This window comes from Dyadobacter sp. 3J3, from assembly GCF_009801115.1.
Lineage (GTDB): Bacteria > Bacteroidota > Bacteroidia > Cytophagales > Spirosomataceae > Dyadobacter.
Genome location: NZ_VTOL01000002.1, coordinates 526,014 through 541,060 on the forward strand (window position 1 = coordinate 526,014; position 15,047 = coordinate 541,060).

At 39.8% G+C, this 15,047-nt stretch carries 10 protein-coding genes; 9 read left to right on the forward strand and 1 reads right to left on the reverse strand.

The annotated features are described in order from the left end of the window. The first annotated feature begins 240 nt into the window (after window positions 1–240). The 5 genes from FZF08_RS06100 (at window position 241) to FZF08_RS06120 (ending at window position 3,632) form a co-directional block, all read left to right on the forward strand. On the forward strand, window positions 241–1,566 hold the full coding sequence (locus FZF08_RS06100) for a cytochrome P450 (RefSeq protein ID WP_159467743.1): 1,326 nt from the start codon (window positions 241–243) through the stop codon (window positions 1,564–1,566). A 72-nt stretch (window positions 1,567–1,638) separates the two neighbouring features. Beyond that, window positions 1,639–2,229, forward strand: a complete 591-nt coding sequence (locus FZF08_RS06105; protein ID WP_159467744.1) for a YiiX/YebB-like N1pC/P60 family cysteine hydrolase — start codon at window positions 1,639–1,641, stop codon at window positions 2,227–2,229. Window positions 2,230–2,383: 154 nt separating this feature from the next. Next, window positions 2,384–2,761 (forward strand): VOC family protein, encoded by a 378-nt coding sequence (locus FZF08_RS06110; RefSeq protein ID WP_159467745.1) that lies wholly within the window; start codon window positions 2,384–2,386, stop codon window positions 2,759–2,761. Between the two features lie 85 nt (window positions 2,762–2,846). After that, complete coding sequence (locus FZF08_RS06115; RefSeq protein WP_159467746.1) at window positions 2,847–3,173, forward strand: helix-turn-helix transcriptional regulator; 327 nt, start codon at window positions 2,847–2,849, stop codon at window positions 3,171–3,173. Between the two features lie 18 nt (window positions 3,174–3,191). Continuing rightward, window positions 3,192–3,632: an SRPBCC domain-containing protein gene (locus tag FZF08_RS06120; RefSeq protein ID WP_159467747.1), complete on the forward strand. Its 441-nt coding sequence runs from the start codon at window positions 3,192–3,194 to the stop codon at window positions 3,630–3,632. Window positions 3,633–3,699: 67 nt separating this feature from the next. On the opposite strand, the gene FZF08_RS06125 is transcribed toward FZF08_RS06120, so the two are convergent. After that, window positions 3,700–6,678 carry a DUF2723 domain-containing protein gene (locus FZF08_RS06125; protein WP_159467748.1) on the reverse strand — a complete coding sequence of 993 codons (2,979 nt, stop codon included), beginning with the start codon at window positions 6,676–6,678 and terminating at the stop codon, window positions 3,700–3,702. A 337-nt stretch (window positions 6,679–7,015) separates the two neighbouring features. Here FZF08_RS06125 and FZF08_RS06130 point away from each other — a divergent pair, with 337 nt between their 5' ends. The 4 genes from FZF08_RS06130 to FZF08_RS06145 all read left to right on the forward strand — a co-directional run bounded on the left by FZF08_RS06130 (window position 7,016) and on the right by FZF08_RS06145 (window position 14,983). Then, on the forward strand, window positions 7,016–7,888 hold the full coding sequence (locus tag FZF08_RS06130) for a M48 family metallopeptidase (RefSeq protein WP_159467749.1): 873 nt from the start codon (window positions 7,016–7,018) through the stop codon (window positions 7,886–7,888). Window positions 7,889–7,902: 14 nt separating this feature from the next. Then, a complete protein-coding gene (locus FZF08_RS06135) occupies window positions 7,903–8,772 on the forward strand; it encodes an AraC family transcriptional regulator (protein WP_159467750.1) in 870 nt (289 codons plus the stop codon). Window positions 8,773–8,863: 91 nt separating this feature from the next. Next, a complete protein-coding gene (locus tag FZF08_RS06140; RefSeq protein ID WP_159467751.1) occupies window positions 8,864–9,514 on the forward strand; it encodes an HD domain-containing protein in 651 nt (216 codons plus the stop codon). A gap of 420 nt (window positions 9,515–9,934) precedes the next feature. Further along, window positions 9,935–14,983, forward strand: coding sequence for an ExeM/NucH family extracellular endonuclease (locus tag FZF08_RS06145; RefSeq protein ID WP_159467752.1), 5,049 nt, complete (start codon window positions 9,935–9,937; stop codon window positions 14,981–14,983). Window positions 14,984–15,047: the final 64 nt, after the last annotated feature.

The following is a 15,047-nucleotide window of genomic DNA, read 5'->3' on the forward strand; positions in this document are numbered from 1 at the left end:
ACAACAAACCGAACAAAACAAGCCACCTGATATGGAGTAAAAAAATAGTAAATACGAATACATCGGGTTAAATTTAATATCCCAAAGGACTTAACCGTTTTATTCAGATGATTCGGTGGCATATTGAGAAGAAAAGTGTAGTCAGAAACCAGATATTTATCTTTGGTTTTATTTACTTTAAGCCCCGGTTGAGTAATGGAAAATTTCGACTTGTTACCAACTTATTAACCCTGATTCTCAATGTCCGAAATCCCGTTATTTAAAATTGCCAAATTTGATATCCAGGCACCTTTTCTTTTTGCCAAAGATCCCTTATTTGCATTGCGCACAGGATTTGACACCTGCGGAGATACCTTTCGAATCAAACTTTTCCGGGAATTTATTGTAAGCCGGGATCCTGCTTTTTTCAGACATATATTAGTAACGAATAATAAAAATTACAAAAAAGGGAGTTCGTCTAAAATGCTCAATCCAGTCCTTGGAAATGGTTTGGTTACGAGTGAAGGGGAATTCTGGCTTCGTCAGCGTCGACTTGTCCAGCCCGCTTTTCACCGGGAAAAATTGCAGGAATTATTTGTTACGATGGGCAAAATCACTTCTGATTTCCTGGACGAATTGGAAGTTTTTCGAGGAAAAGCTGCTGTGGATATTGATGCCAAAATGATGGGAATTACGGCGGATATCGCTTTGAAAACCTTATTTGGGAATATTTCCAATGAAGACAAAATGCAGATTTTCCATCAGGTTAACAGAACCCAGCGTTATTTAGTGACGCGCGTCCGTCGCCCATATAGAATTCCTTTGATGTATGTGAACGGAGAAAGAACACAGTTCAAAACAGATCTGGCATATTTTAACAAACTGGTTTTTGAATTCATTCACGAAAGACACGGAGTAAAGGAAAAACCGAATGATCTGCTTCAACTGCTTCTGGATAGCCAAGACGAAGAAACCGGAGCACAAATGACCGATCAGCAAATACGTGATGAAGCCATTACCATGTTTGCAGCCGGGCATGAAACTTCGGCAACGGGTCTTAGCTGGCTACTTTTGGAACTTGCAAAACAGCCCGAAATTGTTGCCAAAATTCGTGAAGAATCAAAAATATTCGATACCGTTCCGGGTTTTGAGCAGTTGATGAAATTACCCTATACCAGACAAGTCGTGGAAGAAGGCCTAAGACTTTTCCCTCCTGCATGGACCATGACGCGGGAAGCATTGGAAGATGATGAAGTAGAAGGTCAGCTTATACCCAAAGGAACTTCCGTATTTATGTCTGTTTATGAATTGCACCGCAACCCAAATATCTGGGAAAATCCTCTGGTTTTCAATCCGGAAAATTTCAGTCCTGAAAATGTTAAAAACAGGGCAAAATACAATTATTTGCCATTTGGCGCTGGTCCGCGTTTATGTATCGGACAGCAATTTGCTATGATGGAAATGCAACTCATTTTGACAGCCGTGGTTAAACGATTTGATTTTGAAATCGATCCAAAACATAAAGTCGGGATTTACCCTCAGATTGTGTTGAAATCTACAAACGGTATAAAATTATTTATCAAATAACAATCTCATTATAATGAGATTACAAATTAACAAGTGAAAAAATTATTCGTATTATTTTTCGTCTTTTCCTCTATGTCTGGACTAGTATTCGCACAAATACCATCCGGAATCAAACTAAAAACCGGAGATTTTATCTTTCAGGATCTTGATTGCGGCCCACTTTGTGATGCCATAGAGCAGGTAACTACAAGTTTTGGAGGCCGAAATTTTTCGCACATCGGTCTGGTATATGTTCAAAAAGACAGTGTTTTGATTATTGAGGCCATAGGAAAAGAAGTACAACTAACACCGCTGGAAACTTTCCTGAAACGAACTTCAAATCCAATATTGGTAGGACGTGTTAAAAAACAATATGCCTCCATCGCTAAAACGGCAGTCAAATATGCTCTTGAAGAAAAAGGGGTACCCTATGATGACGAATTTATTTATAACAATAAAAAATATTACTGTTCTGAATTGATCTATGATGCATTCAAAAAAGCCAATGCCGGAAAGGATTTTTTCACACTTGAACCCATGACGTTCAAAAAACCGGGAAGCGACCAATTTTTTCCTGTCTGGATACAGTATTACGCAAAACTCGGAATTCCAATTCCCGAGGCTGAGCCAGGAATTAATCCGGGAGGAATTTCAACTTCACCTTATATTGAGATATTGAAGTAGGCTATCGGCTATCTGCAATCGGCTGTCAGACATTAAGAAAAAATAGTTTGGTTCCGTAGAAAATTTTAATATTTTTTTTCATAAAACCATTCGGTTTCATTAAATTTAGAACCGAATGGTTTCCTTTTATTTTTTAATCTTAAAATGAAAATTTATGAAAATTGGAATGGCTGGAATATTTGTAAATGATCCGAAAGAAGCATTTAAATTTTACACCGAAATTTTAGGCTTTCAGGAAAAATTATTTATGCCAGAAGAGAATCTGGCAATTGTCGTTTCTCCCGAAGATCCAAACGGCACTACCCTTCTTTTGGAACCAACCGATAATCCTATTGGAAAAACGTATCAGGAAGCACTTTACCAATCCAATATACCAGCTATTGTTTTTGCTCCGAACGATATTCACGAAGAGTATGAAAGGCTGAAAAATCTCGGTGTTGTTTTCAAAAAAGAACCAGAAACTACCGAATGGGGAACCATGGCGATTTTTGATGATACCTGCGGGAATTTAATACAGCTATTCAATCCGTGATTTTAAGTTTTAAACTCACTTTACAGTCATTCAACATCTTGGCTCATAAGGTATGAGCCAGAGCCTCCAAGATTATTAATAATTTATGAATCAACCAAGAAGAGATGTTTTTCAGGCAATAGCCGACCCCACGAGACGGGAAATTATCAATTTACTCTCGGCCAGATCTATGAATCTGAATGCAGTAGTTGAAAAATTTGAAATGAGCAGACCGGCTGTGGCAAAACATATCCGGATTCTTAGCGAATGCGGCCTTATAACTGTTCAAATGCACGGGCGAGAAAAACACATTAAAGCAGATTTAAAAAAGTTAAAACAGTTGTCAGACTGGACAGATAAATACAGTAAGTTCTGGAATGAAAAGCTGGATGCATTAGGTGACTTCCTCGATCACGAACAGAAAAATTCTTAAACAAATGATATACCAAACATGGAAACTGAAAAAGAAAAAAACGATCCTTTTATCATAGAAAGAATTTATAATGTCAGGTCAGACAAAGTCTGGCAGGCTATTTCTGACCATGAAAAGATGAAACAATGGTACTTTGAAATCGAAGATTTTAAGCCCGAAGTTGGTTTTGAGTTTGTCTTTTACGGAGGAAGCGACGGTAAATCTTTCAAACATATTTGTGTTGTAACGGAAGTAATTGAAGAAAAAAAACTGGCATACAGCTGGCGTTACGACGGCTATCCGGGAAACTCGGTTTTGACCATCGAACTTTTCCCGGAAGACGACAAAACCCGATTGAAATTAACACACGAAGGACTGGAAACCTTCCCACCTATTGATGACTTCAAAAAGGAAAATTTTGCAATGGGCTGGAATGAAATTATTGGAAAAATCCTCAAAGAATTTGTTGAAAAACAGTAATATAATGAAATGGCCCGTAGCTTAACGAATTAAGATACGGGCCATTTTCATAGAGAAAATTTACGTTTTATTCTTCTTCTTTACTATATAAATTAAAGGCTAACAGATGCTTTTTAAATAGAGTATCGTATTCCATTGCCGCCACTTCCTGTTTCGCTTCCCTGCATTCATGCACGATTGTTTGTAAAATATACAGATCGGTATTAATATCCCGGCTTTTTGAAACATCATTATTTTTAGCGAATTCAAGATTTTCGTTTGCTCGCAAAGCCATCGTTTTGGCTGTGTCCAATGCCCTTTTATTTTCTCCCAATTCAAAAAGAAGACCGATATAATTTGAAGAAATCTGGTCGTAAGGGATACTTTTATCCGGCATTACAGCCAACGCTTTATTAATCACTTTCCTGGCTTCGTCTTTCCGGTTTTCCGCAATCAACTGATTCGTAAGACGTAAAAATGCAATTCGAGCCGTGGCTACCGGTGAACCCAGATAAGTCGGATCGTAATAGGTATTTTTATTGTCCAACTCGCGCCAAAACATTTTGTTCATCATGTTGTTATACATGATATCAGAGTTCACGTATCCGTCCGAAGCGCCGGGAACACGTACTGGAAGCAGTCGGTATGTATATCCTTCAAGCTGCATATATTCCTTCAAACCCAGATTATTGGAATTGCCCATTGTACTTGAAAAATAAACCGGCCTTTTCCAATTGTTGCTTGCGATAATATCAAGCATAACGAGGTCGCTCTTGTACAAATCTTTTTCGCCAATTTTCCAGCTCATAGAATCACTTAGCATTGGCAAAAGATCCTTTTTAACAATGTTCATTTTCTCCACTTCCTTAGTATTTATCGGTAAAAAAAGGATCGAAGAAGGTAAGATCGAAGCCATTTCTCCACTTGTCAGCGGCACCTGAATCGCCCGGTTTTGCTGCTGAATCAGTTGCAGATATTCTTTCAAATTAATTCCGGATTTTACGGATGGAATTTCGTAAAATGGCAAGTAGTCATTTTTCCCAAAAGCGTAACTATTGGTATCCAGTGATAGCGGCAATGCCTCGGAATTATTCATTTTCCTTTTCAGCTGTCTGATATACCAGTCAATCCCAAGGAATGTTTGCACACAAACCCGTACATCCGTTCTGAAACCTTCCACTTCCTGGACATACCATAGCGGAAAAGTATCATTATCACCTCCCGTAAATAAAATCGCGTTAGGCGCACAGGAATTCAACAGATTCCTGGCAAAATCAACGGAATGGTAGCGGTTACTACGGTTGTGATTATCCCAACCCTGAGCTACCATAATTACCGGAATTACCAATCCGAAAGCACTTGCCAGAACAGCTGTTTTCGAATTATCACCAACCCATTTTCTTAATCCATTTGCCAACGAAATAACACCCAGACCTATCCAAATGCAGAAAATATAAAACGAGCCGACATAAATATAATCACGTTCCCGGGGTTCAACAGGCGGTGAATTAAGATAAATTACAAGCGCAACTCCTGTCAAAATAAACAACAGACCCAGCACCAGTAAATCCTTTTTCTTTTTAAAATAAAGAGCAGTCATTCCGGCAAATCCTAAAAGCAAAGGGAGCATCAAAAAGTTGTTATGACCTTTATTTTGTGAAATAGAAGATGGATAAATCTTTGAAATATCCCAGGGAAGCAGTGTCCCAGCACCTTCTTCATCACTTTCCCGGCCAGCAAAATTCCAGAGGAAATAGCGCCAGTACATATGCCCAAGCTGATGTGAGAAAAGAAATGAAATGTTTTGAAGCATGGTTGGCTTTTGACCTTCCGCCAAACCGGTCATTTGCTGATAAAGTTGTGGATGACCGGGCTGCGTACTGTACATGCGCGGAAAAAGCATACTGCTTCCCGGCTCATAATCATAGTCGAACCGGTGACCCTGGATAACATATTTGCCATCTTTTTTTGAATAAACAGTTGATTCCGGTTTTTGGCTGATCGCTTTTGAAGTAAAAGAAGGACCATACAAAAGTGGCCGGCTTCCGTATTGTTCTCTTTTCAAATAAGATACAAAACTCAAAACATCACTTGGGTCATTTTCATTAATCGGCGGATTATATTCCGAACGGACTAAAACCGTCAGATAGGACGCGTAACCCATTAAGACAAATGCAAACGAGAGTAAGCAGGTATTCAGTAGAATTTTTTCTTGTAGGTGAGCATAGCGGATTGCCCAAACCAGAGAGCCAATAAATAATAGTACGAAAACAATCACGCCGGATTTATAAGGCAGCCCAAATGTATTTACAAAAAATATTTCAAATTTACCCGCCAGTCCGGGAAGTCCGGGAATGATACCGGAATTGATAATTCCCAGAACCACAAGTCCGCCTGCAAAGGCCATAAGTCCACCAAAAACAGAAGGTTTTGGGTATTTTTTGAAATAATAAACCAGCGCCAATGCCGGAATTGTAACAAGATTTAATAAATGTACTCCAATTGAAATTCCGGTTAAGTATGCAATAAATATCAGCCATCTGTTTTCCTCAGCGGGATCCTCTATCCTCTCCCATTTAAAAACTGCCCATATGACGATCGCTGTAAAAAATGATGACATCGCGTAAACTTCTGCTTCAACCGCTGAAAACCAGAACGAATCCGACCAGGCATATGCGAGTGCGCCAACAATGCCTGAACCTGTAATAAGAATTACATCGCCAGTGCTGAGATCTTCATTTTTTTTGCCAATCAGTTTTCCCGCCAGCAATGCAATTGTCCAATACAGAAAAAGAATTGTAAAAGCGCTGCATAACACAGAAAGCATATTGACCCAAAATGCAACTTTGGCAACATCGCCCAGCGCGAACATAGAAAAAATTCTGCCAATAAGCAGGAAAAATGGAGCTCCGGGTGGATGCGGCACCTGTAATTTAAAAGCGCAGGCAATAAACTCACCGCAGTCCCAAAAACTGGCAGTTTGTTCCATCGTGAGCGCGTAAGTGAGTAAGGCAATGGCGAAGACAATCCACCCTGTCAGGTTATTAATCCTGTTGAAATTTTTCATTTTGATCCGTGATGTTTAGACACAGTAGTATTGACGCAAAGTGCTAATAGCAAATTACTTATTATCAACACCCTGGTGTCATTAGGAATATTTCGATGGGTCAAAACTATGTAAATCGATACGCTTCACGATAGCAGTTATCCTTAAAAAAAGTTAACATAAGGATGTATGGATCGCTCCTTAACTTTCTTTAACAATATTCATGTGTCGGCAGTACAATAGCAGTCAATTTGATACGTGGCAAACTGAATTTTAAATTTTACGGTTATTTGTAAATCGCGGATTACGGCTTAAAGATTTTATAAGTAATTTGAGCCCATATTAATCATTTAGTTTTATGCTTGAAGTTCTGGTTGTACTTTCATTGATTGGCTACATCTATTATTTGCGGAATTATGCGGATTTAAGAACCAAATCTGAGAAAGAAGCTGCCGGTTTGCAGGAAGGAATTAATCTTTACAACGAGTCACAAATTGAAAAGGCTTTTGATTATTTTGACCAAAAGATAAAGGCAAAACCAAAATCCAGTTTCGCCTACCTTTACCGGGCACTTTGCTACAAAAAAATCGGAAATGTTGCTGCCGCCAAAAATGACCTGATTAAAGGCCTGAGCTATGACGGAGCATTATTCCAGCTTCACCTGGAAAAAGGGAAAATAGAATATGAAGCTCAATTGCTCAGAGATGCGCTGGAATCTTTTGATAAAGCGGTTTTGTACGACGGCGATGAACACGAGGCGACTTACCATTGGCGGGGATTGGCTTATCAGGCACTTGGAAGAGATGTGGAAGCTCAAAAAAATTTTTGGAAAGAAAGTGATATTTTAAAGCAAAAACTGACAGCCGGACCAGCAGTAACAAAACAGAAGGATCCATTTCTGGATAAGAGGCTTGCGATAAATTCTGTGCTGATCATTGCTACCAGTATTTTGGTCATCGTGATCATCAAAAAATCAGAAGGTATTCATTTACCATTTTTGCTTGCCGTTTTTTCAGCCATCACGATTGGTATTGTTGAGCCGATAAAGGGTTGGATACTGGCTATTTTTCAATGCATTCTTTTGGTGGCGGGATATTTTCTTTTCACGGACATCCCTGAAAATGCTGGTCGCCAGGAAGTTGAAAATTTCAGCTTGTATGGAAGTTGCGTTTTAACTTTTGCGGGAAGTTTTATTGGAGCATTTTTAAAAAGAGCATTTATAGCTGGTTAAATATTGAAAATCAAATGGAACAAGCCCACGAAATCTCATTAAATGTAATTGTTGAAAAAGATATAAAAGATTCATTTTCAATCCATTTACTAAATAGCCATGCGTTAAATTCTTCTTCTCCAATTCGTCTGAAATATCATCGTATACTTCTGGTTAAAGATGGAAACGGCGTTCTTACTATTGATGGAACTACTTTTCCCGTTTCAGGCAGTGAACTGTTTTTGCTGGCAAAAGAACAGATTTTTTCCTTTTCAAAACTTGATAATATTTCCGGCTACGAACTTTGTTTTGGTGATTGCTTTTGGGAAAAAACACCGGCGAGCGCCAATAACTGCAAAGCAGTTTTGTTCAATAATATAACGGATAATCAGCACATTTTTGTCCCAACAGCCGGATATCCCGAAATGGATTTATTGTTTAATAATTTGCTTTTGGAATACCAAAATGAAGATTATATTAATAAACCAGACGCAATGGCTGCTTATTTGAAAATAATCATGATCAAAACGGCTAACTTAAATGCCTCCTTAACGAAGGCATATGACAATTTTGAGAAACAAATTTACCGGCAGTTTTTGGGATTAGTACAAAACCAGTTTAACACAACACACGACGTTTCAGATTTCGCTTCTCAATTAAATATTTCAACCAGAAAACTTTCGGAAATATGTAAGCACAACAGCAACAAAGGCCCGAAAGATATTATCAGCCTGCAAATTATTACCGAAGCGAAACGGGCTTTACAGTTTAGCACAAAGCCTGTTAAAGAAATTGCTTTTGATCTAAACTTCAATTCTCCGGAACAGTTTAGCCATTTTTTCAAAAAATATACCCATTTTTCTCCCCAGCTCTATCGTGTCGATTTTGTAAAAATTGGCATGTGATCAACCGGATTTGACATTCCCTACTGCTAACGACTTGACTAATTTTGTGCATGAAATTCATGTCAAACAAATAAGTTAAATCATTTATTATATGTCAGTTAACAAATTAAAATCCGTAGCCGGAATTCAAATTCCGGATAGTGCGATATCAAGTCAGGCAACTGAACTTTTACTGGAACATGGTACTGAATTCATTTACAATCATTCCCTTCGTGTATTCCTTTTTGCTTCTTTGAATGGAAAAAGAAATGCATTGGCGTATGACGCCGAGTTGTTATACGTCAGTTCGATTTTTCACGATCTCGGTCTGACATCTCATTACAGCAGTCCGGATAAACGTTTTGAAGTCGATGGAGCTAACGCAGCAAGGGATTTTTTGAAAAGTCACGGTTTGCCCAAAGAATCACTTCAACTTGTTTGGGATACCATTGCATTACACACAACGATTGGTATTGCAGAACATAAGGAGCCCGAAGTTGCGTTGATGTATTCCGGTGTCGGGCTGGATGTAATGGGTGAAGGATATGAAAACCTGAGTGATGTCAATCGGGAAGAAATCATATCTGCATTTCCTAGTAATGATTTCAAAAAGAACATTATTCCAACATTCTTTTCCGGTTTCGAACACAAAACAGACACAACTTTTGGTAATATAAAAGCGGACGTTTGCGCTTATATGATCCCAAATTTTCACCGCAAAAATTTCTGTGACTGTATTCTTCACTCGCCATGGAGCGAATAAAATACTTTAAAAACAATCCTGCTGATATTTTTTCAACAGGATTGTTTTTGTAATTAAGTTACAAATTGCAACGGCCCGATGTGGTTTTAATCTCTTCAAAATTCAATATATCTCTATCCTTATCAGTTCTTCTCTCTGATTAAATTACATTACCGGGCACAATTAATTTTCTTCTTTGCTCGGAAAAAATCAATACGGATATTAGCTAAGAACCTGGCTAAAATCTTTCCTTCAAAAGACAGTTCTACAATACATTAACTCATCATTTCCATGAGTGACAAAATCATAACACAAGCATCATTCATTATTTGGACCGAAATAAGAAGAATAGACAGAATTTTGAACTGTCTTATTCTTATTTGTCATACCCTGCTCCTTTGAAATCCTGCATTATTAATCCAACTAATTTAAAACAAAAAAATGAAGAGAATCTTTACCAAAGAAAATGGGATTGATGCGCGCAGTCTAAAAAAGGCAGTCCGGCACGTCTTATTGATCTGCCTCTTGTCCAGCTCTTTTTTAATTGACCTAAGAGCACAGGCTGTTACGCAAACAGGATTTACATCCGTCATTACTCCACAATATATGTCGAGCGGAACTTCAACCCGCTTGCCAGTAATGTTTAGAGCGACTGTAACCGGACTAACAGCCAGCACAGTTTACAGATATTTTACCGGAGGTGCCATCACTACGGATTTTGGAGGAACAAATCCGGGAGCTGGAAATCCACTTATGATCAGTGCAAATGGAGCAACTTACACGTACTCCACAGGAGCATCCACTGGCACAGCGGGTAATTATGAAACCTTCACAACAGACGGAAGTGGTAATTACACCGGCTGGTTTGGGTTTGTAAATACGGGAAATGCCCGGTTCACAGCGGGAAATGATATTTACCCTGTTATTGTCATTGCCAGTTCAACAGGAACAATTTTATCCCGAAATGTCCTTGATGTGTCTATTAAAGTTCTTGGATACAGTGCCACTTCCGCAGCTACAAACGGGTCATTTTTAAAAGAAACTTCTTCCGCAACAGCTAAAAATCTCGTTGCCATTTATGACAACATAGCCGGTACTGGAAGACCATTATTTGTTTCCCCAGTTGAATCCATTGGGGTCACTATTGGCAGTGTAACAAGTGGGTATTTAACAACAGCCGGAAGCTGGAATGCAATTATTCCAAACATACTTCCTAATGGGGTAAGAAGAATTGAACAAAGAAGCGTTACCACAGGCAATGTTGTTGGCTGCGCAACAGACGATGACGGAGTTTGGACAACCGGCTCCGTGAATACAGTAAACCCTGCTTCCGGAACTACTGCAATAACAATTTCTGGTACAGATGCGCCTCTGACTTCTTGCGGCCCTACTCTTCCAGCCGTTACGCTATCAGTAAATCCTACTTCGGGCTCCGAAGCAAATCAGACTGTCATTACTGTAACCGCTACTTCATCTGTTCCGGTAAGTGGAGATCAGACAGTTTCACTTGCCGTAACAGGAACCGGAATCACTTCCTCAGATTATACTTTAAGTTCGCCAACGATAACCATTTTAAGCGGACAAACTTCGGGAACTGCAACCTTTACAATTACAGACGATTCAGATGACGAAGGAACTGAAACTGCCATTTTAACAATTAGTAATCCTTCATCAGGTGTTACTTTGGGCTCTACGGTTTCTCAAAATATTACAATTACGGATAATGATGGTGCACCTAATGCAAATGCTCCGGTGATTTTGGCTGACAACGAAACGGTCCTTGATGCTGAAAAAACTACTGCTTATTTGAGTATTCCAGACAATAGTCCAGTGGCTACGCCCGCAGCTTTTTTAAGTGGGGTCATGAGTGACCCTACGGATCCCGCCGCAACGATTGGTATAGAATTTAATATCAGTGATGTTGAAACTGCGGCAGCATCTCTTGTTGTAACTGCTTCAAGTAGCAATACAGCAGTTGTTACAAATGCCAATCTGGTTGTTACAGGAACAGGCAATAGTCGTAATGTTAAAATTATCCCGGTTGGAGCAGGTTACAGCGATATTACTGTAACGGTTTCTGATGGCTCGTTAACCGATTCTTACGTCATAAAATATGCAGCATCCGCTGCATCCGGAACGCCTTCAACCACAAGATTCCTTACACAGGTGAGTGATGCGTCAACTGCACAAGCGATTGATGACAATTATGTTTTGGTTGGCGATGATGAGAATCAGGTTTTGAGATTATATAACAGAACAAATTCCGGCTTACCTGTTAATGGTTTTGATTACACATCTTCACTAGGCTTAACCGATTTGTCAGGAGGCTTACCTCGTGAAGTTGATATTGAATCTTCTGTCAAAATTGATAACCGTATATTCTGGCTGGGATCGCATGGAAATTCCTCAGAAGGTAAAAACAGACCAAACCGCAGCCGACTTTTCGCTACCGATATTTCAGGAACCGGAGCATCTGCAACGCTGAGTTATGTTGGCCGTTATGATGGATTAAAAACAGATTTACTTGCCTGGGATACTTCAAATGGCAATATTCTTGGATTGACAGCAAGTGCAGCAACCGGAAAAATGCCGGAAGATCCTGCTCTTGACGGATTTAACATTGAAGGATTAACCGTTGCGCCTGACGGGACAACAGGATATATTGCTTTCCGTGGGCCAATAGAGCCCGTTTCTAGTCGTAACAGTGCTTTAATTATTCCTTGGACGAATATGACAACTCTTGTGACCGGAAATCCTACGACGGGTCCGGCCACTTTCGGCACTCCAATTCAGTTGGATCTGGGAGGACGTGGAATTCGTGAAATTAAGAAAAACACTTCAGGACAATATTTGATCATCGCCGGCCCTTCGGATGGTGCAACAGGTGTGGCTCCAAAAGATTTCAGACTATATACCTGGACCGGAATTGATTCTGATGCACCTGTGTTGCGCTCAGCAAATCTTAATGCATTAAACACCAATGGAAGTTTCGAATCCATTGTGGATATGCCTGCCAACTTAACCAGTACAAGCCAGATTCAGCTTTTAGTGGATAATGGGGATGCAGTTTTTTATGGGGACGGAACGGTTGCAAAGGATTTGGCTCAAAATAACTTCAAAAAATTCCGTAGCGAAATTGTCACCTTAGGCACTACGCCTCTGGTTGCCACTTTAATTCATGATATTCAGGGAAGCGGAAGTGCAGCAGCGCTTACCGGCGTTCAAACCATCGAAGGTATTGTTACCCGTACATTTTTGGGTACAAATGGATTGAGCGGATTTTATGTACAGGAAGAAGATGCTGACGCAGATGCAAATCCTGCAACATCGGAAGGTATTTTTGTATATAACCTGGCGGCCGATCCAACAGGATTAGTTACACCAGTTGAAGGCGACAAAGTTAATATTACAGGTACGGTTGTAGATTTTGTTAGTACAACCAGTGGCGTTACAACGAGTTTGACGGAATTGAAAACGTTAACAAGTTTTACAAAAATTGGAACAGCTTCTCTACCAACCGTGACATCCGTAAAACTTCCGGTAGCAAATGTTTCTGACTTGGAACGCTACGAAGGAATGCTGGTAAATCTTAGTGCGACAACTGGTAATCTGGCAGTGACAGAATATTTTCAATTAGGTCGTTATGGACAAGTTGTTCTATCGGCCGATGGTGCCAGCAATCTTGCCGGAACAGATGCCAGACTTGATCAGTTTACGCAGTTCAGCGCTCCAAGTGTGGCCGGATATTCAGCTTATCTAGCGGAAATTGCAAAACGTAAAATTATTCTTGACGATGGTAGCGGAAAACAAAATCCTGATCCTATAATCTTTGGCCGCGGTGGAAATCCTCTTAGCGCTACAAATACATTGAGAGGTGGAGATCAGGTAACAAACGTTACAGGTATTCTGGATGAACGTTTGGAAGGATATAGAATTCAGACTGCATCAGGAGTTAATTTTACTGCAACAAATGTTCGTCCGGTAACTCCTCCATCAGTTGGATCAGCAACTTTGAAAGTGGGAAGTGCTAACGTACTTAACTATTTCACATCACTGGATCTTAATGCGAGCGGCACTGATTTCCGAGGTGCTAATACAGCAGAAGAATTTACCAGACAAAAAACAAAGGTAATCAAAGCATTAACCGGTTCCGGGGCGGATGTATTGGGACTAATGGAACTGCAAAATAATGGCGCTACGCCAACAACGGCTCTCGCTGATTTAGTAGACGGTCTGAATGCAGAAGCGGGTAGTAATATTTATACGTATGTGAATCCGGGGTCAATTGCAACGGATGCGATTACGGTTGGAATTATTTACAAAAAAGATAAAGTTGTACCTGTTGGCTCGCCAGCTACACTGACTACAAGTGCGGCATTTAATCTTGTTGGTCGTCAGCCTTTGGCGCAGACCTTTAAACAAATTTCAAATGACGAAACTTTCACAGTAGTTGTTAACCATTTCAAATCCAAAGGATCAAGTGCTGGTGCTGCCGGTGATACGGATACAAATGACGGGCAGGGAAGTTCAAACGGCACACGTACACGCCAGGCAGACGATCTGAGCGCATGGCTTGCAACAAAACCGACCGGTACTTCTGATACTGATTATCTGATCTTGGGCGATTTGAATGCTTATGCAAAAGAAGATCCAATCACAAGATTGGCAACCGCGGGCTATAATAATTTGCTTCCGGTAACTTCTTATTCCTATGTTTTCGATGGCCAGGTTGGTTCGCTTGATCATGCACTTGCAACGGGTTCATTGCAATCACAAGTTACGGGTGCTGAAAAATGGCATATCAACGCAGACGAACCAAGTGTACTGGATTACAATACTGAATTTAAAACTGCCAGCCAGGTTTCAAGTTTTTATAATGCAGATCAATTCCGCGCCTCTGACCATGACCCGATTATTATCGGTTTGAATCTGGCAAAACCTTTGCCTGTTAATTACATTTCTTTCACAGGACAATCGGTTGATCAGGCAGCAGTACTGAAATGGGAAACTGCAAACGAGAAGGATAATGCTGGATTTGATGTATTGAAAAGTACAACCGGAAACGTTTTTGAAAAAATTGCTTACGTGGTAGGAAACGTCACAACGTCTGCCAAATCTGCTTACCAATTTACTGATTCAGAAGTAAAAGCAGGTCAGATTTATTATTATCGTTTGGAGCAACTTGACCTTGATGGAACGACTGACTTGTCAAGAATTATTGGCGTTTCTGTTAAAGGATTATCACAGGCAGCTTTTGTTTATCCGAATCCAAATAATGGAGTTTTCTCAGTAACAGCTACTAATGCTGCAAATACCTCTGTGAGATTATTTAATAATTTCGGCGTCGAAATTAAAGTGAATGCACAAAAAACAGAAAGCCAGGAAACATTGATTATTCAACCTGCTTCAACCCTATCTTCGGGTGTGTATTTTCTTCAATTGCAAACCAATGGCGACGAGAATAAATCGCTTAAAGTAGTTGTAAAATAAGGATACTTGGTTATCAGAAAAGCCGGTTGAATCATCAGAAAATGATTCAACCGGCTTTTTCGCA

Bases quoted from the DNA above. Each gene is read 5' to 3' on its own strand.
- FZF08_RS06140 (WP_159467751.1), top strand. From the start codon at position 8,864: ATGTCAGTTAACAAATTAAAATCCGTAGCCGGAATTCAAATTCCGGAT.
- FZF08_RS06130 (WP_159467749.1), top strand. From the start codon at position 7,016: ATGCTTGAAGTTCTGGTTGTACTTTCATTGATTGGCTACATCTATTAT.
- FZF08_RS06100 (WP_159467743.1), top strand. From the start codon at position 241: ATGTCCGAAATCCCGTTATTTAAAATTGCCAAATTTGATATCCAGGCA.
- FZF08_RS06105 (WP_159467744.1), top strand. From the start codon at position 1,639: ATGTCTGGACTAGTATTCGCACAAATACCATCCGGAATCAAACTAAAA.
- FZF08_RS06135 (WP_159467750.1), top strand. From the start codon at position 7,903: ATGGAACAAGCCCACGAAATCTCATTAAATGTAATTGTTGAAAAAGAT.
- FZF08_RS06145 (WP_159467752.1), top strand. From the start codon at position 9,935: ATGAAGAGAATCTTTACCAAAGAAAATGGGATTGATGCGCGCAGTCTA.
- FZF08_RS06125 (WP_159467748.1), bottom strand. From the start codon at position 6,678: ATGAAAAATTTCAACAGGATTAATAACCTGACAGGGTGGATTGTCTTC.
- FZF08_RS06115 (WP_159467746.1), top strand. From the start codon at position 2,847: ATGAATCAACCAAGAAGAGATGTTTTTCAGGCAATAGCCGACCCCACG.
- FZF08_RS06110 (WP_159467745.1), top strand. From the start codon at position 2,384: ATGAAAATTGGAATGGCTGGAATATTTGTAAATGATCCGAAAGAAGCA.
- FZF08_RS06120 (WP_159467747.1), top strand. From the start codon at position 3,192: ATGGAAACTGAAAAAGAAAAAAACGATCCTTTTATCATAGAAAGAATT.